Source organism: Microbacterium proteolyticum (genome assembly GCF_030818075.1).
GTDB lineage: Bacteria > Actinomycetota > Actinomycetes > Actinomycetales > Microbacteriaceae > Microbacterium > Microbacterium proteolyticum_A.
The window spans coordinates 1,474,655-1,493,963 of record NZ_JAUSZZ010000001.1; the positions used below are offsets into that span (position 1 = coordinate 1,474,655).

16 protein-coding genes and 1 pseudogene are annotated in these 19,309 nt (G+C 71.4%); 8 read left to right on the forward strand and 9 right to left on the reverse strand.

From position 1 onward, the window contains the following. Positions 1-85: 85 nt before the first annotated feature. From QE392_RS06710 to QE392_RS06725, 4 genes and pseudogenes are all read right to left on the reverse strand, one after another. Positions 86-2,423 (reverse strand): annotated as a pseudogene (locus QE392_RS06710) (beta-xylosidase/alpha-l-arabinosidase). A gap of 7 nt (positions 2,424-2,430) precedes the next feature. Beyond that, positions 2,431-3,315 (reverse strand): carbohydrate ABC transporter permease, encoded by an 885-nt coding sequence (locus tag QE392_RS06715; protein ID WP_307449799.1) that lies wholly within the window; start codon positions 3,313-3,315, stop codon positions 2,431-2,433. Further along, positions 3,312-4,325 carry a carbohydrate ABC transporter permease gene (locus tag QE392_RS06720; RefSeq protein WP_307449802.1) on the reverse strand — a complete coding sequence of 338 codons (1,014 nt, stop codon included), beginning with the start codon at positions 4,323-4,325 and terminating at the stop codon, positions 3,312-3,314. The genes QE392_RS06715 and QE392_RS06720 overlap by 4 nt, the downstream gene beginning before the upstream one ends. An 11-nt stretch (positions 4,326-4,336) precedes the next feature. Then, complete coding sequence (locus QE392_RS06725; RefSeq protein WP_307449805.1) at positions 4,337-5,626, reverse strand: extracellular solute-binding protein; 1,290 nt, start codon at positions 5,624-5,626, stop codon at positions 4,337-4,339. Positions 5,627-5,796: 170 nt separating this feature from the next. On the opposite strand from QE392_RS06725, the gene QE392_RS06730 reads away from it, so the two are divergent. The 3 genes from QE392_RS06730 (at position 5,797) to mmuM (ending at position 8,673) form a co-directional block, all read left to right on the forward strand. After that, positions 5,797-6,798: a LacI family DNA-binding transcriptional regulator gene (locus tag QE392_RS06730; RefSeq protein WP_307449808.1), complete on the forward strand. Its 1,002-nt coding sequence runs from the start codon at positions 5,797-5,799 to the stop codon at positions 6,796-6,798. A gap of 517 nt (positions 6,799-7,315) precedes the next feature. Further along, on the forward strand, positions 7,316-7,822 hold the full coding sequence (locus QE392_RS06735) for a MarR family winged helix-turn-helix transcriptional regulator (RefSeq protein WP_307449811.1): 507 nt from the start codon (positions 7,316-7,318) through the stop codon (positions 7,820-7,822). Further along, positions 7,819-8,673 (forward strand): homocysteine S-methyltransferase, encoded by an 855-nt coding sequence (mmuM, locus tag QE392_RS06740; protein ID WP_307449814.1) that lies wholly within the window; start codon positions 7,819-7,821, stop codon positions 8,671-8,673. The genes QE392_RS06735 and mmuM overlap by 4 nt, the downstream gene beginning before the upstream one ends. 51 nt (positions 8,674-8,724) lie before the next feature. On the opposite strand, the gene QE392_RS06745 is transcribed toward mmuM, so the two are convergent. Together QE392_RS06745 and QE392_RS06750 are read right to left on the reverse strand one after the other, a co-directional pair. Continuing rightward, on the reverse strand, positions 8,725-9,303 hold the full coding sequence (locus QE392_RS06745; protein ID WP_307449817.1) for a hypothetical protein: 579 nt from the start codon (positions 9,301-9,303) through the stop codon (positions 8,725-8,727). Continuing rightward, positions 9,300-9,827 carry an RNA polymerase sigma factor gene (locus tag QE392_RS06750; protein WP_307449820.1) on the reverse strand — a complete coding sequence of 176 codons (528 nt, stop codon included), beginning with the start codon at positions 9,825-9,827 and terminating at the stop codon, positions 9,300-9,302. The genes QE392_RS06745 and QE392_RS06750 overlap by 4 nt, the downstream gene beginning before the upstream one ends. 176 nt (positions 9,828-10,003) lie before the next feature. Here QE392_RS06750 and QE392_RS06755 point away from each other — a divergent pair, with 176 nt between their 5' ends. The 4 genes from QE392_RS06755 to QE392_RS06770 all read left to right on the forward strand — a co-directional run bounded on the left by QE392_RS06755 (position 10,004) and on the right by QE392_RS06770 (position 14,619). Then, positions 10,004-10,483 carry a hypothetical protein gene (locus tag QE392_RS06755; RefSeq protein WP_307449823.1) on the forward strand — a complete coding sequence of 160 codons (480 nt, stop codon included), beginning with the start codon at positions 10,004-10,006 and terminating at the stop codon, positions 10,481-10,483. Positions 10,484-10,587: 104 nt separating this feature from the next. Further along, the gene (locus QE392_RS06760; RefSeq protein WP_307449826.1) at positions 10,588-12,966 is read left to right on the forward strand and encodes a bifunctional lysylphosphatidylglycerol flippase/synthetase MprF; all 2,379 of its coding nucleotides are present in this window, start codon (positions 10,588-10,590) and stop codon (positions 12,964-12,966) included. 138 nt (positions 12,967-13,104) lie between these two features. Further along, complete coding sequence (locus tag QE392_RS06765) at positions 13,105-13,596, forward strand: hypothetical protein (protein ID WP_307449831.1); 492 nt, start codon at positions 13,105-13,107, stop codon at positions 13,594-13,596. Between the two features lie 501 nt (positions 13,597-14,097). Then, the gene (locus QE392_RS06770; protein ID WP_307449834.1) at positions 14,098-14,619 is read left to right on the forward strand and encodes a hypothetical protein; all 522 of its coding nucleotides are present in this window, start codon (positions 14,098-14,100) and stop codon (positions 14,617-14,619) included. Positions 14,620-14,671: 52 nt separating this feature from the next. On the opposite strand, the gene QE392_RS06775 is transcribed toward QE392_RS06770, so the two are convergent. Beyond that, positions 14,672-15,145, reverse strand: coding sequence for an Lrp/AsnC family transcriptional regulator (locus tag QE392_RS06775; RefSeq protein WP_307449838.1), 474 nt, complete (start codon positions 15,143-15,145; stop codon positions 14,672-14,674). 154 nt (positions 15,146-15,299) lie between these two features. Between QE392_RS06775 and ald the strand changes: the two genes are divergently transcribed. Beyond that, a complete protein-coding gene (ald, locus tag QE392_RS06780) occupies positions 15,300-16,385 on the forward strand; it encodes an alanine dehydrogenase (RefSeq protein ID WP_307449842.1) in 1,086 nt (361 codons plus the stop codon). 445 nt (positions 16,386-16,830) lie between these two features. Here ald and QE392_RS06785 read toward each other — a convergent pair whose 3' ends face one another. Together QE392_RS06785 and QE392_RS06790 are read right to left on the reverse strand one after the other, a co-directional pair. Then, entirely contained in the window at positions 16,831-17,514 is a 684-nt protein-coding gene (locus QE392_RS06785) for a response regulator (RefSeq protein ID WP_307449846.1), read from the reverse strand. Continuing rightward, positions 17,511-19,127, reverse strand: a complete 1,617-nt coding sequence (locus QE392_RS06790) for a sensor histidine kinase (RefSeq protein ID WP_307449849.1) — start codon at positions 19,125-19,127, stop codon at positions 17,511-17,513. The genes QE392_RS06785 and QE392_RS06790 overlap by 4 nt, the downstream gene beginning before the upstream one ends. Positions 19,128-19,309: the final 182 nt, after the last annotated feature.

Below are 19,309 nucleotides of genomic sequence, written 5' to 3' on the forward strand. Positions count from 1 at the left end.
AACAGCAGGCCGCACCCCCGCGGGCGTGATCCGCGAAACTAGCGACGCAAATCGCCGCGAAGCTTCGGCCAGAACTTCACGCCGATTACAGCCGCACCTCCACGTCGACCACGCGCGCATCGTCCACGCTCAGCTCGTACACCGACCCGGTGATCCGCAGCGCGATCGCCTCGTCGACCGCCGCGCACGAGGGGCCGAGCCGCAGCTCCACCTCGCCGGGTTCCACCACGCGCCGCAGCGCGCGGTCGCTGTAGGCCAGCCGCGACGCCGGCACCGTGAAACGCACCTCGGCGCTTTCGCCGGGCTCGAGCTCGACGCGGGCGTACGCGACGAGCTGTGCGACCGGCCGTGTCACGCTGGCCACGGCGCGATGCGCGTACACCTGGACGACGTCGGCGCCGCGCACGGCCCCGGTGTTGGACACGCGGGCAGACACGGCGAACGCGTCGCCCGCCCTCACCTCGGCGGTGGTTCCGGACGCCGGGACCCCGGCGTCGCACGCCACACCGTCCACCCGCAGATCCCCGCGCTCGAACGTCGTGTACGACAGCCCGAACCCGAACGGTCGCACCGGGGTCGGATCGGTGCTCGTCACGCCCGACGGCCCGCCGAGGATCGGGTGCAGGTACGAGTACGGCTGCGCGCCGGCGGAGCGGGGGAGCGAGACGGGCAGGCGCCCTGAGGGGGTGGCATCCCCCGCCAGCAGCGCCGCGAGTGCGGGCGCGCCTTCCTCGCCGGGGAAGAAGGCCTGCAGCACCGCGGCGGGGCCGGACGCGTCATCGAGCGCCCAGCCGATCGCGTACGGTCGCCCGGTCAGCAGGACGAGCACGACGGGGGTCCCCGTGGCGACCACGGCCTCGACCAGTTGCCGCTGCACGCCCGGAAGCTCGAGCGAGTCGGCGTCGTTGCCCTCTCCCACGGTGCCGCGACCGAAGAGCCCGGCGCGGTCGCCGACGACGACGATCGCGACGTCGGCATCCTGAGCGGCGGCGACCGCCTCCGCGAAACCGGTGGTGTCGGAGCCCTCGACGTCACAGCCGGCGGCGAACGAGAGCTCTCCGAAGCGTGAAGCGAGAGCCTCGCGCACGGTCGGCAGCGTGAAGCCGAGGGGAACGCCGGGGTGGTGGGCGAGCACATGGTTCGCGAACGAATAGCAGCCCATCAGCGCCTCGCCGCTGTCGGCGTTCGGACCGATCACCGCGATGCGTCCCGGCGCGCGAAGCGGCAGCACGCCGTCGTTGCGCAGCAGCACGACGCTCTCGAGAGCGAGCCGGTGCGCGAGCGCCCGGTGTTCGGCGTCGTCGAGGTCGATCTCGGTGGGGGCGTCGGCGAAGTCGGCATCCAGGAGTCCGAGGTCCTCCTTCTCGGCGAGCACGCGCGCGACGGCGCGGTCGACCACGGCCTCGGGGAGGGCCCCGGATGCCACCCGCTCGGCCAGATGCGGATACGCGTCGGGGCCGGGCAGCTCGACGTCGATCCCCGCCTCGAGCGCGAGCTGCGCAGCCTCGCCGAGCGAGCCGGCGATCCCGTGCATCGAGCGGAGGAACTCCACGGCGAAGTAATCCGACACGACGGTGCCGTCGAAGCCCCACTGCCGACGCAGCAGATCGGTGAGCAGCTCGCGCGACGAGGCGACGGGTACGCCGTCGATCTCGGTGTACGAGTTCATGACACTGCGCACTCCGCCGTCGCGCACGGCCATCTCGAACGGCGGCAGGAAGACGTCCTGCAGCTCTCGCTGTCCGGCGTGCACGGGGGCGTGGTTGCGACCGGCGCGCGAGCCGGAGTAGCCGACGAAGTGCTTGAGCGTGGCGTGGACGCCCGCGCCCTGCAGCCCCCGCACGTACGCCGTGCCGATGGTGCCGACGAGCGTACGGGTCCTCGGCGATGCACTCGTCGACGCGTCCCCACCGCGCGTCGCGCACCACGTCGAGCACGGGCGCGAGGCCCTGGTGCACACCGAGGTCGCGCATGGAGCGGCCGATGGTGGATGCCATGAGCTCGACGGCATCCGGATCGAACGAGGCGCCCCAGGCGAGCGGCGTCGGGAAGGTCGCCGCCTGCCACGCCGCGAAGCCAGTCAAGCACTCCTCGTGAACCAGGGCGGGGATGCCGAGACGTGTCTCGTTCTGCAGACGCCGCTGCTCGCCCCACAGCCACTGGGCGCGCTCGATCGGGTCGACGGGACGGGTGCCGTAGACGCGGGTGAGGTGGCCGAGGCCGTGCACCGTGGCATCCGTGTAGGCGGCGGTCGTGACCTTCTCGCCCGAGAGGGGGGCGACGACCTCGTCGCCCTGGTCGACCCAGTAGCCCACGAGCTGCGCGAGCTTCTCGTCGAGGGTCATCTCGGCCACGAGCGCCTGCACCCGGGGGGAGACGCCCGCGGGGAGGGCAGCGCCGACGTCGGTGTTCTGGATGGTCATGATCGGATCAGCCCTTCACGGCGCCGGTCAGGCCGCCGACGATCCGCCGCTCGAAAACGCTGAAGAACAGCAGGGCGGGGATCATCGACAGCGAGGTGAACGCGAGCACGCGCGCGGTGTCGACGGAGTACTGCGAGGCGAAGGCCTGCGTCCCGAGCGGCAGCGTGTAGGCGGCTTCGTTGTTGAGGATGAACAGCGGCAGCATGTACGAGTTCCAGCTGTTGACGAAGGCCAGGATGCCGACGGTCACGACCGCGGGAACGGCGAGCGGCAGCACCATGCGCCAGAAGAACCCGAGGCGGCCGAGGCCGTCGATCGAGGAGGCTTCCTGCAGCTCCCTCGGGATCGCGGCGAGGAACGGCGACAGGATGATGACCGTCAGTGGCAGCGCGAACGCGATCTGCGGAACGATGACGCCCGCGAGCGAGTTCATCAGGCCGAGGCTGCGGACGAGGATGTACAGCGGGGTGATCGCGACGGTCATCGGAAACATCAGCCCCGCCGTGAACAGCGCGTACACGGCGCCGCGGCCGCGGAAGCGGTAGCGCGAGAGCGCGTAGGCGGCCATCAGGCCCAGGGCGACGACGAACACGGTTGTCGCGATCGCGGCGATCGCGGAGTTGGCGACCTGGCCCCAGAACACGCTGCTGCCGAGCACGTCGAGATAGTTCTGCCAGTTCCAGACGGTCGGGAACCCGGCGGGGTCGACGGTGATCTCGGCGTTCGAGCGGAAGCCGCCGAGGATGATGTACACGACCGGCGCGAGCATCATGCCGATCAGCAGCAGCGCGACGAAACCGACGAGCACCGAGCTCCCGCGGTTCGCCCCGGCGGGACGCCGACGCGGGGCCTTTCCGCCGCGAGGCGACACGAGAGTGGCAGTGGCGGTCATTTCGAGCCTCCGGTGAGGGCGCCGTCGGTGTCGCGACGCAGCACGAAGCGCTGGTACACGAGGGCGACGGCGAGCGAGATGAGGAACATCACCACGGCCACGGCGCTGCCGTACCCGAAGCTGCCCGCGTTACGGCCGTTGGCGACCATGTAGGTGGCCATGGTCGAGGTGCCCGCGGTGGAGGCGACGTACTGCCCCCAGATGATCCAGACGAGGTCGAACAGCTGCAGCGATCCGATGATCGACAGGAACGCCCAGATGCGGATGGTCGGGCCCATGAGCGGCAGCACGATGTGGCGCTGGATCTGCCAGTACGACGCGCCGTCGATGGCTGCGGCCTCGCTGAGCTCTTCGGGAATGCCCTGGAGCCCGGCGAGGAAGAGGATCACGGCGAAGCCGATGTACTTCCACGTGATGATGATGAGCAGCGTCCAGATCGCCAGCGCCGGGTCGGAGATCCAGTCGGCGCGGAGGGCGCCGAGACCGATCTTCTCCAGCGCGCCGTTGAGCGCTCCACCCGACTGCAGCATCAGGCCCCAGCCGAGGCCGACGACGACCTCGGAGACGACGTAGGGCACGAAGATCAGCACGCGGATGAGCGACTGGGCGCGCATCTTGCGGTTGAGCAGCAGCGCGAGGCCCAGTGCGAGCGGGCCCTGCAGGACGAGCGATCCGACGACGATGAACGCGTTGTGCCCGAGCGCCTCGTGGAAGGCGGGGTCGGTGAGGATCGTGACGTAGTTGCGGATGCCGACGAAGTCGACCGGGGTGCCGAAGCCCGACCAGCTGTAGAAGCCGTAGTAGGCGGCGAGCACGACCGGCAGGATGACGAACGAGACGAACACCACCAGGGCGGGTCCGAGCAGGATCGCGAGCTCGCCGCGGATGCGCCAGTTCTCGCGGCGCCGCCGCACGGGCGGCCGCCCGGCCGAAGGGGCGCGGCGTGCGCCCTCCTCGACCGGGCGGCGAGCCCCGGCCTCTGTCGCCTGAGCGGCGAGTTGGCTGGTCATGTGCGGTGTCCTCAGGAGCGCGCGGCGGCCGCGTTGACGCCGTCGACGATGCTCTGCGGGGTGCCCTTGCCGGCGAACATGTCGACGACGGCCACGTTCAGCGCGTTGCCGATGTTCTGGCCGTACAGGGTGTCGAGCCACACCGAGACGTAGGGCGCGTCGGTGTACGCCTCGAGCGCCGACTGCAGGGCGGGGGTGGTGACGGCGCCCGTCGCCTCGCTGGAGGCGGGGATCGTCTGGAAGGCGTCGGCGTAGCGCTCCTGGTTCTCCTGGTTCACCAGGAAGTTCAAGAAGTCGGTGCACTGTGCGGGGGCGTTCACCCAGCACGAGTAGCCGTCGACGCCACCCATGATGGCGCCCTCTCCGCCGTCACCGCCGGGAACCTCGGGGAACGGGAACCAGCCGAGGTCGGCGAGCGGCTGCTCGTCGGGCGTCAGCGAGGCAATCACGCCCGGGTTCCACGCGCCCATGAGCTCCATGGCGGCCTGGTGGTTGGCGAGCAGACCTGCCGAGGAGCCGGCGCCCTGCTGAGCGGCGGTGGTGAGGAAGCCCTCGTTGAACGGCTGCGTCTCGAGGAACGACTGCAGGTTCTCGCCCGCCTCGAGCCAGCACGGGTCGTCGAAGCTGCGGCTCTCGGCCGCGGCATCCAGGACGTCCTTCGAGCAGGCGCGCAGGGCGAAGTTGTAGTACCAGTGCGCGGCGGGCCACGCGTCCTTCGCGCCCACGGCGATGGGGGCGACGCCGGTGGCGCGGATCTTCGCGTTCGCGGCCTCGAGGTCGGAGATCGTGGCGGGAGCCTCGGTCACCCCCGCGGCGGTGAGCAGGTCCTGCGAGGTGAAGATGCCCGACGGGAGGACGGCGACGGGCATGCCGTAGTTCCTGCCGTCGACCTCGAACGCGCCGAGCGAGGTGCCGAGCGCCGTCTTGGCCTCGGGGGAGATCTTGTCGGTCAGGTCCATCGCCTGGCCGGCCTCGACGATGTCGGCGAGCTTGCCACCGCCGCGCGCCATGAACAGGTCGGGGGCATCGCCGGCGTTGAGGGCGGTCTGCAGCTTGCCGTCCATCTCCTCGTTCTGAAGCGACTGGATCTCGATGGTGACGCCGGGGTTCGCCTCTTCGAAGGCCGCCGCGGTGTCCTCCCAGTACTGCTTGCCGTCGCCCGTGGTGGAGTTGTGCCACAGCGTCAAAGTGACCGAGCCGTCGGCGTTCTGCCCGCCGCCGCCTCCACCGGCACAGCCGGCGAGGGCGAGGGTGCCGGCGACGGCGAGGGCCGTTCCGGCGACGATCGTGCGCGTGTTCATGTGATTCCCGTTTCTCTTCGTCGAGGTGCGTCCGCGAGGGGAACGCCGGTGGTCAGCGGCGGCGATGCCGTTCCCGGGGCGGTGCGCGGCCCGGGTCTGAGCAGTGTGAGCCGGCCCGAAAGCGTCGTCAAACGTTTTCGAAAATGTTTTCCACGCTAGGGTCGGATGCCATGACCAGACGCGCGACCATCCACGACGTCGCCGCGGCGGCCGGTGTCTCGGTGGCCACGGTGTCGAAAGCCGTGAACGGCCGCTACGGGGTTTCGCCCGAGACGGTCGGCCGGGTACTGGATGCCGTGAAGCACCTCGGCTACGAATCCAGCCTCGTCGCCAGCAGCATGCGCTCGCGCCGCACCGGAGTGATCGGCGTGCTCGTCGCCGACATCGAGCCGTTCTCGGCCGAGATCCTCAAGGGCGTCGGGGGAGCCCTGTCCGACACCGGCTACGACCTGCTCGCCTACACCGGCGCACGCCGCGACGGCGAGGGCTGGGAGCGGCGCTCGCTCAGCCGCCTCAGCGGCACCCTCATCGATGCGGCCATCATCGTGACGCCCACCGTCGTCAACGTCGCGGGGGAGGTACCGATCGTCGCCATCGACCCGCACACCGGCCGCGGCGACGTGCCCACGGTCGAATCCGACAGCTACACCGGCGCGCAGCAGGCGGTGCACTACCTCGTGCAGCTCGGCCACCGCCGCATCGGCTTCATCGCCGGTCGTCCGGATCTGCGCTCGGCGGTGGCCCGCGCCTCGGGCTATCGCGCCGCGCTGTCGGCCGCCGGCATCCCCTTCGATCCGGCCCTGGTCGGCGTAGGTCGGTACGAGCAGGACGTCGCGCGCGAAGCGGCCGAGGCCATGCTCGCCCTCGCCGCTCCGCCCACGGCGGTGTTCGCCGCGAACGACCTCTCGGCGCTGTCGATCGTCGATGTGGCCCGCAAGCGCGGGCTGCGCGTGCCCGACGACCTCTCGGTCGTGGGTTTCGACGACGTGCCCGAAGCGGCCCGTGCACAACCCGGCCTGACGACCGTGCGACAGCCCATGAAACGCCTCGGTGCCGAGGCCGTGCGAATGGTGCTCGCGCTGCTCGCGGGCGAGGAACTGCCCGAGACGCACATCGAGCTGCCGACACGGCTCGTCGCCCGTGGCACGACGGCGCCGCCGCCGGTGCGCTGACACGTTCTGCGTGAGCAGCTCTTCCGCCGGCCTGTCCGATGACGGTTGGCGTCGCAATCAGACCCGCCGCCCGAACGCCGAGGCATGTCGTCGCCCGAGCGCGCGCGGGTTTGTTCCCGCCCCGAGCGGCGCAGCGTATGGTCGCCCGAGCGCGCGCAGGGTATTCCCGCCCCGAGCGGCGCAGCGTGTGCACAACTCCGGGGATTTCGACGGCGGGGGCCGTTTGCCGCCCGCAAGCCGCGATTCCGCGCGGTTTTTCCGGAGTTCGGCCCAGTATCGACGACCGACCGCGCGCACGAACGGGTCCGGCGCGGCCGCCGCGTGGCGTCGGCGGCCACGCCCCGCGGTGTGCCGAACTCCGGAGATCCGAAGTCTGCGGGGTCGAATCGACCCGCGATGGGGCGAGGTCGAGCGGTTTCTCCGGAGTTCGCCACCGGTCGATCCCGCGGCCCCGCGAGTGTCCGGGATCCACCGGCGCTGCGCCCGCACGACCCCGCGGCTCCGGTACCGTCGAAGCATGCCTTACGCGAGCAGCAAAGACGACGAGGTCGACCTCCTCATCGACGCCTGGTCGCAGCTGCTGCCCGAGGTCGATCTCACGCCGCTCGACGTGATGTCGCGCCTGCGCCGCGCGGCGTTCCACCTGTCGAAGCTGCGCGCCAAGGCGTTCGCGAGCGCGGGCATCGCCGTGTGGGAGTTCGACGTGCTCGCCGTGCTCCGCCGGGCCGGCACCGAGCTCAGCGCGACCCGTCTGATCACGGCCACCATGATCGGCAGCGCCGCAATGACGAACCGCCTCGACAAGCTCGCCGAGCGCGGTCTCGTGCACCGTCGCCCCAACCCCTCCGACGGGCGGGCGATCCTGGTGGCCATCACCGCCGAGGGCATCGACCGCGTGGATGCCGCGATGACCGAGCTCGTCCGCCTCGAGGCCGAGGCCTTGCGCGACGTCAGCCGTCAGGACCAGGCCCTGCTCGCGAGCGCCCTGCGCGTGCTCGCGGCCGGCGAGACGCACGAGGCGTGATCGACCTCGCCGCCACCCTGGCGCACCGTCCGGTCGTGCTCGACGGGGGACTCGGCACACTGCTCGAGGCCCGCGGAAACGACGTCACGAGCGACCTCTGGTCGGCGCGGGTGCTGCGCGACGACCCCGATGAGGTGCGCGCGGCCCACGCCGCCTTTGCCGACGCCGGGGCGGAGGTCGTGATCACCGCGTCCTACCAGCTGGGTTTCGGGGGACGGATCCCGGATGCCGAGCTCGAGGCGCTCCTGCACCGCTCGGTGTCGCTCGCGCGCGAAGCCGCCGATGTCGTGGTCGCGGCATCCGTGGGCCCGATCGGCGCGCTGCGCGCCGACGGCAGCGAGTACACCGGCGACTACGGTCTCGGCGTCGATGACCTGCGTCGCCTGCACCGCCGCCGGCTCCACGTCCTCGCCGAGGCCGGCGCCGATCTGCTCGCGGTCGAGACGATCCCCTCACCGCTCGAGGTCGAAGCGCTCGCGCTCGAGCTCGCCGACCTCGGCGTTCCCGCGTTCCTGAGCTTGTCGGCGGACAGCACGGGTTTCGCCGCCGCCGGCTCCCGGGCCGACGCCCTGCGCGCGGCGGCATCCGTTCCGACCGTGCTCGCCGTCGGAGTCAACTGCTGCGCGCCCGAAACGGTGGTCCCCGCGCTCGGGGAGGCCCCCGGCATCCCGCTCGTCGCCTACCCGAACACGGGGGAGCGGTGGGATGCCGCGACCCGCACGTGGCAGGGCGCCGCGGCCCCGCTGGCCGATGCTGCACCGAGCTGGGTCGCCGCCGGCGCGCGGCTCGTGGGCGGCTGTTGTCGGAGCACACCGGCCGACATCGCCGCGATCGCCTCCGCGCTCCGCTGACGGGAGGGGCGGCGACGTGCGGCGCCCCGGGAGGAGCGCCGCACGTCGAGGTCATCCGCCCGTCGATGCCGTGAACGCGCGCTTGTACAGCTGACGCAGCCCGTCGGTGGCGGGACCGCTTTCGCAGGGCGAGATGAAGCCGTCCGTCGAGGCGATCAGATAGGTCTGCCCCGTCGCGAACAACACGCCGGTGCCGTCCGGTACCTGCTCGACGGTCAGCGTCGCACCGGGCGAGCCGGCGAACACCGTCGTCACTGAGAGGGTCACCTCGTCACCGGTGACCGCCGTGGCGGTTGCTTCGTACGCAGTGTCGAACTCTCCGAGGCTCTCGACGCTCGGCGTCTCGCACACGGCGGGGCTCTCTTCCGGCCCCGGGCCCGGAGCCTGGATGGCGGGAGTGGCGACCAGACCGGCGATGAGCGCGCCGGCCGCGGCCGTCGCTGCCGCCCCGATCGAGACGCCGGCGAACAGACGCTTCCTCGTGCGAGTGGCCGCGGGGACCCGACCCGTCGTTCCGTCGCGTTCCGCGGCGGCGACGACGCGCCGGATCCGGGCGTCGTCGAGGGGCGGGTGTCCCGCACTCGGGTCCGCCTTGCGCATGAGTGCCCTCAGGTCGTCGTCGTCGTTCATCGCTCTCCCCCTTTCCTGGTGGTGCCGGTTGGTCGGCGTGGTGCTTCCATCTCTTGTCTCAACTTCTTCTTCGCCCGGTGGAGCCGGATGGTGGCCGCATTGGTGGTGATGTCGAGGACCGTTGCGATCTCGGGTGGCGCGAGCTCCTCCCACGCCCACAGGCGCAGGACCTCGGCGTCGGTGGCCGACAACCGCGCCAGGGCGGCGCGCAGGCAGTCCGCACGCGGATCCTCCTCCGGCCCGGCATCCACCGCATCGGTCGGCGGATCGACGGTCGTGATCCTCTCCACCACGCGCCACTGCCGTCTCGCCGACCGTTCGGCGTTGCGCAGGCAGTTGCGGGCGGTGACGTAAAGCCACGGAAGCGGCTCATCGGGCACGTCGTCGAAACGACGCCAGACGACCAGCATCGTCTCGGAGAAGACGTCGTCCGCGGTCTGGGGGTCGATTCGTCGACGCAGGAAGCGGAGGACGGCATCGCCGTGCGTTCGTACGAGCGATTCGTACGCCCGTGAACGATCCATCGAAAGTGTGTGCACGACATCATCATGTCCTGCGGCGGCGGATCCTTTCGGCCGCGGATCATCGGATCATTTCCGCGAACGTGAAAGATGCGACGCGGTGGCGGCCATGCAGGAGGTGCGCACCGCGATGATCACGTTCAGCAGAACGAGGCGCGGTGCTGATGGAGGTGCAGCACATGCGAATCAGAACCCCGACCGCCCTGACGGTCCTCGGCGCCGTGGTCGGCATGATCGGCGTGGGCCTCATCGGCGTGGGCGTCATCGGGTACGCGCCCGTCGTCGCGGCGCGGGACGCCATCACCTCGCACCTCAGCGCATTCGTCGTCGGCCCGCGCGACACGCTCATCTCCGGCGTGCGCGCGCCCGGCGGCTCCGTCATCGACGCGCCGGCGCCCCCGATCATCGTCACCCCGGATCAGCTGGCCGCCGGTGGGCCGGTGACGATGCGGCCGGGCCAGGCGCTGTACATCGTGCTCGACGCGGATCCCCTCGTGCGCGAGGGGGGCTCCAGCGACGACGACGTCCTGCGGTTCGGAGCGGCCGACGGCGTCGGCGATGCGTCGTTCTTCGCTCTCGAGCCCGGAACGGCGACGGCCTGGGTGGTCGGAGCCGGCGGATGGACCGTGACCTTCGGCGTCACGGTCGTGAGCTCCTGACCGTGCGGCAGACGTCCGGCGCGAGGCTTGCGGGCCGCCGGCAGCCGCTTCCCTTCGTTGCGTGCACCCTCGCCGCCGTCGTCGTGGGTGTCAGTCTGGTCTCGATGAATGCCGACGCCTTCCGCAGCGCCGGCTCGTTCGACCTGCGGGCGATCCTCCTGACCCTCGTGCGCGTCGACGATCCCCTGTCGCTGTTCGTCGTCGGGATCGCCGTCCTGCTCGTGTGCGGGTGGGCGGAACGACTCATGGGCGGCGCGCGGACGCTGTTGGCCTATGCCGTCGGGGGCGTGGTCACGTCGGTGGCGGGTCTGACCGTCGGAGCCGGGGAGTCGCACCTGTTTCCGACCGTCCCTCTCGGCGAGATGCCCGTGACGGGCGCGTCGCCGCTGCCCGCCCTGCTGGTCGTGGCGATGGCGGCGAGTTGCTTCGCAGGCGCCCTGTGGCGTCGGCGGGTGCGGGGGGTCTGTCTGCTCCTGGCGGTGACGATGTTCCTCTACTCGGCGTCCGCGAGCGACCTGTTCGCGCTGCTCGCGCTGCCCGTCGGGCTCGGTCTGGGGATGCTGGCCGGGGGGCAGCGGGCGACGATGCGCGTGCAGCGCAGCTCGCGCCACGAGGTGCGCGTGCTCCTGTGCGCGCTGACGGCGATCACCGCGATGGGGCCGATCGTGGCGACGCTGTGGGGCAGCGGTGCCGGGTTGCTGTCCGTCTACGGATGGCTGTCGTACGACCCGATCGTCGTCGCCGACGGGGTGGTGTGCGTGGCGGGTTCGGCGCTCGTTCCCTGCCCCGACGCCGCGAGCTTCTCCGAGGTGCAGGCGCACGCCGGGTGGATCGCCGTCCTTCCCCTCCTCGTCCTCCTCGTGGCCGCATGGGGGATTCTCCGGGGCCAGCTCGCGGCTCTCGGGGTCGCCATGGCGGTCAACATGCTCATCTACGCGGGCATGAGCGCCCTGTTCATCGTGTGGGAGCCCGACACGCTCGCCCTGCTTGCACGGGTGCGCGGCACCGATGCCGACGGGGTATGGCAGACGTTGGTCGGGTTCGCCGTAGGTGCTGTCGTTCCTCTCGGTGTCGCGGTGACGCTCTTCCTGTCTCGACGGGCGGTCTCTGTCGCGCCGACGTCGAAGGCGTTGCGCACCTTCCTGACGACGGTCGCGCTCGCCGCCGCGGCCACCGTGGCGGTGTCGTTCGCGGGGGGCCTGGCCGCGGCGGATCACTTCTCGCCGCGGCTGACGCCGGAGACGCTGTGGCGCGATGCTCCGCTGCGGCTGCTTCCCCCGTCTCTCGTGCCGGGCGAGTGGGTGCACGCCGCACCCGCCACGCCGTTGGCCCAGGCTCTCTGGTATCTGCCGCCCCTCGTCTTCTGGCTGGTGTGCGTGGCGGCCACGGTGCGGCTGGTGATGCGCCCGCAGTCCGTCCGTGCGGACGAGGATCGCGCGCGGGTACGCGAGATGGTGCAGCGCGGGTGCGGTTCGCTCGGCTTCATGGCCACCTGGCCCGGTAACGCCTATTGGTTCGCCCCCGGGGCGGATGCCGGTTTCGCGTACCGTCCGCACGGGGGCGTCGCCGTGACCCTGGGCGGTGCCTTCGGTGGGGATCGCGGCCGGCCCGAGATCGGTGCGGCGTTCGTGGAGTTCTGCGGCGACAACGGATGGACCCCGGTCTTCTACAGCGTCGACGACGCGGCGGCCGACGCGCTCGGGGGATTGGGGTGGCAGCGGACGCGGGTGGCCGATGAAGCGATCCTCGACCCGCAGACCTGGACCCCGGCGGGGAAGAAGCGGCAGGACGTCCGGACGGCCACCAACCGCGCCCAACGCGAGGGCGTCCTTGCGCAGTGGGTGTCGTGGGGCACGCTCGCGCTGGGCGACCGCGTGCAGATCCGCGAGATCTCGGAGGGCTGGGTCGCCGACAAGTCGGTGCCGGAGATGGGTTTCACCCTCGGCACCGTCGACGAAGCCGCCGACCCGGCGGCGCGGCTCATGCTGGCGCGCGATGCGTCGGGGCGGATCATCGCGGTCACGACCTGGATCCCCGCCTTCGGCGCACACGGTCTGTGCGGATACACGCTCGACGTCATGCGGCGTCGGCACGACGCCATGAACGGGGTCGTGGAGTTCCTGGTCGGCGCCGCCGTCGAGCAGTTGCGTGCCGACGGATGCACCATGTTGAGCCTGTCGGGTTCGCCCCTGGCGCCGAACCGTGTCGATGACGGCGAGGCGCCCTCGGCCGTCGATCGCTTGCTCGAGACGTCGAGCTGGCTGCTCGAACCCGCCTACGGATTCCGTTCCTTGGCCGCCTTCAAGAAGAAGTTCCAGCCGGACCTGCGTCCCCTGTGGATGGTGTACCCGGATGCCACCCACCTCCCGGCTGTCGCGCTCGCGCTTCTGCGGTGTTACGTTCCGGGGCTCGACGTCGCGCGTGCCGCTCGGCTCGCGGCGCGCATGCGGCGGTCGCGCCGGTCGTCGATCGCGCGCGTCTGACCGGGCGGGATCCTCCGGGAAGTTTTTTTCGGGGGATGTGAAAGAGCGGCGGTGGTGGTGGCCATGTATGGGGTACAGGCCGCGTTGATCGCTCGTTCATCCGGAACGGGCTGCGGCGTCGACTGAAAGGTGCAGCTCATGCGCATTCGTACCCTCTCCGCTGTGACCGCCTCGATCCTCGCCGTGGGTCTGATGACCGGCGGAGCCGCCGCCTTCGCCGCGGCTCAGGAAGCCCCCACCCCCGACCAGAGCACCTTCGTCGACGGTGTGCCCGCTCCGACCGACGAGGCGGACGCGACCTCCGAGAACGAAGAGGGCATCTTCATCGACGGGGAGCCGGCGCCGCTGTTCGTCACTCCGGCCGACCTCGCCAAGGGACCGGTCACGCTGGTGACCGGGCAGTCGCTGATCGTCGTGCTCGACACCGAGAACGGCGGGATCTTCACCGGAACCGGTGGGACCGACGACGATGCCGTGGTGCACTTCGACGCCGCGACGGTGGGCGCCGACGACGACGAGGCATCGTTCAACGCGGGGTTCTCGGCGGAGAAGGCCGGTGCCACGAAGGGCTGGATCATCGGCACCGACGGTCAGCGCATCACCTTCGACATCACCGTGACCGACTCCTGAGCAGTCTCGAACGAACCGGGGCCGGCGGAATCTTCCGCCGGCCCCGGTTCTCGTCCGTCGGAGGACGCCGTGCTCCGCCGACGCCGCATGCGGAGCGCCGACACCGAGTCGGGAACCGGTCGTGATCGATGAGCCGGCCGCGTCCCGTGACCCGCCTTCGCGCCGGGAGGGCTGTGCCGTGCCGCGTCCGCGACCCCGCCTTCGTGGCGGCCGGGTGGTGCCCTGTCGCGGCCGGGCGGGCCGTGCCGCGTCCGCGACCCCGCTTTCGCGGCGGGGCAGGACCGTGCCGTGCCGCGGGTGAAGCTCCCGTGCCGATGTCTCGCGCGGGCTCCTCTGATTTCTCCGCGCGTGCGGCGGCCACGGGCCGCCGGAACGCTCCGGGAAGTTTTTTTCGGGGGATGTGAAAGAGCGGCGGTGGTGGTGGCCATGTATGGGGTACAGGCCGCGTTGATCGCTCGTTCATCCGGAACGGGCTGCGGCGTCGACTGAAAGGTGCAGCTCATGCGCATTCGTACCCTCTCCGCTGTGACCGCCTCGATCCTCGCCGTGGGTCTGATGACCGGCGGAGCCGCCGCCTTCGCCGCTCCCGAGCAGTCGCCCGCCCCCCAGGCCGACACGTTCGTCGATGGAGTGCCCGCCCCGCAGGACGACACGTTCATCGACGGTGTGCCGGCTCCGAGCGGCGACGACGAGGCCCCCGACGCGGACGGCGTGGTCCTCGGCGGCATGCCGTTCCCGCTGGTCGTCACCCCGGCCGACCTGGCCCAGGGGCCGGTGACGTTGCAGCTCGGCCAGGCGCTGATCGTCGTGCTCGACGCCGACAACGGCGGCGCCTTCACCGGCACCGGTGGAGCCGACGACGACGCCGTGGTGCACTTCGACGCGGCCGTCCTCAGCTCCGACGACGACGAGGTGTCGCTGAACGCGGCGTTCTCGGCCGACAAGGTCGGCAGCACGAAGGGGTGGATCGCGGGTGCCGACGGCCAGCGCACCACCTTCGACATCACCGTGACCGCAGCCTGAGCGGCGCAGCACACCGGGGTCGGCGGATCGTTTCGCCGGCCCCGGTTGCGTTTCAGTCGAAGTCCGCCGCCACGGCGTTGCGGTGGTATTCGAAGATGATGCTCGTGCGCGTGGATGCCACGCTGTGCCGCGCCGAGAGATGGTCGACGACGAAGCGCCGCACGGCAGAGGAGTCGTCGACGGCGATGTGCACGAGGAAGTCGTCGGCTCCGCCGAGGAAGAACAGCTGGATGACGTCCGGATGCCGGCGCACCTCGTGCGCGAACGCGCGGATGCTCTCCTGCCGCTGACCCGGACGCAGGGTCACGCCGACGATTGCCTGCAGTCCGCGCCCGAGTCGGCTCTGGTCGACGGCGGCGTGGAAGCCCGTGATCAGGCCGCGGTCGACGAGCGCGCGCACGCGCGCATGGGCGGTGGATGCCGCCACGCCCAGGGTCTCGGCCAGGGCGGCATTCGTCATCCGGGCATCGGCGGACAGCAGCTCGATGATGCGCGCGTCGAGCGGATGCAGGTCGTTGTCGGCCATCGCAGATCCTTCGCTTCTCGAGGGCGTTCCAGCCCACGGCATCCGAGAATAGCCGCCGTTCGAGCGCGTGCGACGAAGGATCTTCGGGGAAACACCACAGAAACATCCCATTCTGCGATTCTCCCGGCATCGCTCATCCGTTCAGGAGGACCCCATGCGCGTCAGTGTGCCGACCGAGATCAAGAACAACGAGAACCGTGTCGCGATGACCCCCGCCGGGGTCGACGCGCTCGTGCACCGCGGTCATGAGGTGCTCGTCCAGGCCGGAGCGGGTGAGGGCAGCGGCTTCTCCGACGAGCAGTACCGGGCCGCCGGTGCCGAGATCGTCGCGACCGCCGAGGAGACGTGGGCGCGTGCCGAGCTGCTGGTCAAGGTCAAAGAACCCATCGCCCCCGAATACGGCTTCCTCCGTCGCGATCTCACGCTGTTCACGTACCTGCACCTCGCCGCCGACCGCCCGCTGACCGACGCGCTCATGGCCGCCGGCACGACCGCCGTCGCCTACGAGACCGTGCAGACCGCGGACCGTGCGCTGCCCTTGCTCGCTCCGATGAGCGAGGTGGCCGGGCGCCTGTCGATCATCGAGGGCGCCCATCACCTGCTGCGTGCCTCGGGCGGTCGCGGCCTGCTCCCCGGCGGTGTGCCCGGCACGCCGCGCGCGAAGGTGGTCGTCATCGGCGGCGGCGTGGCGGGCGAGCACGCCGCGGCCAACGCCCTCGGCCTCGGCGCCCGTGTGACGGTCATCGACATCTCGCTCCCCAAGCTCCGTCAGCTCGAGGAGCGCTTCGGCGGCGCGATCGAGACCCGCGCCTCGACCCGTCTCGAGATCGCGGAGCAGCTCGCCGACGCCGACCTCGTGATCGGCTCGGTGCTCATCCCGGGGGCCGCGGCGCCGAAGCTCGTCACCGACGACATGGTGGCGGCGATGAAGCCCGGCTCGGTGCTCGTCGACATCGCGATCGACCAGGGCGGCTGCTTCGAGGGCTCCCGGCCCACCACGCACGACGCCCCGACCTTCCGCGTGCACGACTCGCTGTACTACTGCGTCGCGAACATGCCGGGCGCGGTGCCGCACACCTCGACCCGGGCCCTCTCGAACGCCACCCTGCCCTACATCACGCGCATCGCCGACGCCGGCTGGGAGGCCGCGGCATCCGCCGACCCCGCCCTCGCGAAGGGCCTGAACGTGCGCGCCGGCGTCGTGGTGAACGAGGGCGTCCGCGCCGCCTTCGACCTCTGACCTCCCACGCGGTTCGAGCCGCTGCCCGCTGCGGTGCGTGATCTCGCAGACGCGCGCGGAGCTCGCAGATCCCGTGGCGGATTCTGCGAGGAACGCGTGATTCTGCGGGGTGGGTGCTGCGACGGGAGGCCCGGATGCCGCGGGCCCGGCGACACGGAGATCTCGCGGATGCGCGCGGAGCTCGCAGATTCCACAGCTGATTCTGCGAGGAACGCGTGATTCTGCGAGGTAGGTGCCGCGACGGGAGGCCCGGATGCCGCGGGCCCGCCGAGGCGGAGATCTCGCAGACGCGCGCGGAGCTCGCAGATTTCGTGGCGGATTCTGCGAGGAACGCGTGATTCTGCGAGCTGGGTGCTGAGACGGGACACCCGGATGCCGCGGGCCCGGCGACTGCGAGCGGGGTGCCGCGCCCGACGCGGCTCCCGAGAACGAAGCGCGTCGCCGGTCAGCCGCGCACCCAGGCGTAGGTGATCTCGGGGCGCCCCTGGCCGCCGTAGCGCGGCTCCCGGCGCACGCGGCCCACGTCGGCGAGATGCTCGAGGTAGCGCCGGGCGGTCACGCGCGACATGCCCTCGCTCTCGCCGACCTCGGTCGACGAGACGGCGCCGGATGCCGTGCGTACCCGCTCCGCCACCGCCTGCAGGGTCTCATCGCTCAGGCCTTTGGGCATGGCGGGCGGTGCGACGGTGCGCAGCGAGCCGAGCAGCGCGTCGACCTCGGACTGCGTCGCCTCCCCGGCGGCACGGTCGAGGCCCTCGACGTACGCGCGGTACGCCTCGAGCCGCTCGCGGAACGCCCCGAACGCGAACGGTTTGATCAGGTACTGCACGACGCCGGTCGACACGGCGGCGCGGACGGTCGCGGCATCGCGCACCGCCGTGACGGCGATGATGTCGACGCGGGAACCCATCGCGCGCACGCGTCGGGCGACGTCGAGGCCGGCGCCGTCGGGCATCGTCATATCCAGCAGCACGAGCTCGAACTGCCGGGCGGGGTCGGTCAGCGCGGTCAGCGCCGCCCGGGCGCCCGCGGCCTGCCCCGCCACCTCGAAGCCCGGCACCCGCTCGACGTAGGCGGAATGCAGCTCGAGCGCGAGCGCGTCGTCATCGACGACCAGCACCCGGATCACGCCGACACCACCACGGGCAGGAACACCCGCACCGTCGTCGGCTCGGCGGCGAGTTGCAGCGTGCCCCCGTGTGCGGCGACGATGTCGCGCACGAGGGCGAGCCCGACTCCGCGTCCGCCCGGGGCGTGCGCGGGTTTCGTCGACGCGCCGTAGGCGAACGGGTCGGGGAGCGAGGGATCGAACCCCTCGCCGCTGTCGGCGACCTCGAACACGGCATCGCCCTCTTTCTCGGCGAGCGTCACGCGCACCCAGCGGGGCTCGCCGCCCGCGGCGGCGGCATCCAGGGCGTTGTCGACCAGGTTGCCCACGACGGTCACGGCCTCGGGAGCCGCCAGAGGCACGCGCGGGGCGGGTTCGGCGACGTCGAGGTCGAGACGCACACCGCGCTCCGCAGCCTCGTCGAGCTTTCCCAGCAGCAGGGCGACGATGACGGCGTCATCGTCGTCGGACACCAGCCGGTCGGCGAGCTCTTGCCGGTCTTCCGTGGATGCCACGATCAGGCGCCGGGCCTCGTCGACCCGTCCGAGCTCGAGCAGCGCCAGGAGTGCATGCAGGCGATTGCCGTGCTCGTGCGTCTGCGAGCGCAGGGTGTCGCTCAGCGTGCGGACGCCCTCCAGCTCTCCGAGCAGTGCCTGCAGCTCGGAGCGATCGCGAAGAGTCATGACGTGTCCGCGCTCGGGCGCCCGGCGCCCGGTGAGATCGCGCGCCTCCTCCTGGTTCACCAGCAGCACCCGCTCGCCGTTGACCACCGTCTCCTCGACCATGCGCCGCCCGCTCGCGATGGCGTCGGCCAGGGCGGCATCCATGTCGGCGGCACGAGGATCGAGCGAGACCTGCCCGGTGATGGCGGGCGGGAGCCCCAACAGGTCGGCGGCTTCGTCGTTGTACAGCACGATGCGTCCGTCGCGGTCGGTGACGACGAGGCCCTCGCGCAGCGAGTGCAGCACCGTCTCGTAGCTCTCGACGAGGCGCGACAGCTCTCGGGGCGTGTACGAGCCGGTCACGCGGCGGGCGCTGCGCCGCACGAGCATGGCGCCGAGCACGCCGAAACCGACGATGGCGGCGGATGCCGCGACGATCAGGGGGACGCGGGCCGCGAGGTCCTGCTGCACGGCGCCGAGGGTGACGCCGACCGAGACGAGGCCCACGATGGGACCGTCTTCGTCGCCGCCCTCGCGGATGGGGGCGATGGTGCGCACCGACGGGCCGAGCGTTCCGACGTAGACCTCGGTGAACGTCTCGCCGGCGAGGGCTTCGCCGCGCGATCCCTGGTACTGCTCGCCGATCTCCGAACGGTTGCGGTGCGTGAGACGGATGCCGTCGGGCGTCATGATCGTGACGAACGACAGGTCGGCGTCGGGCAGGATCTGCTCGACCATCGGCTGCAGGCGGTCGGAGTCGCGCTCTTCGACGAGGGTGGCGATCTCCGCCTCGTGGGCGAAGGTCTCCGCCACCGAGCGGGTCACCTTCTCGGCTTCGCGCTGGCCCGAGTCGCTCAGCTGCACCGACAGCAGGGCCGCGAGCACCCCGGCGACGAGCACGACGACGCCGAGCGACACGAGGGCCAGGCGCCCGCCCACGCTCAGTCGCATCCCCCGCTCTTTCCTGCCCATGCCGTGAACAATACGACCACAAATCGTCCTGGGGCTCGCCGTCGACCACAGTCGTGACATCAACCGGCGGCCCAGCCGGGGGAAGCACGACATCTCTCACCGGCCTCGCGGCCGGATTCACGGGGACTCTCCACCCACCCGGCCGTCCCGCCGGGAAGGACGAGACATCTCACCCATCCGGC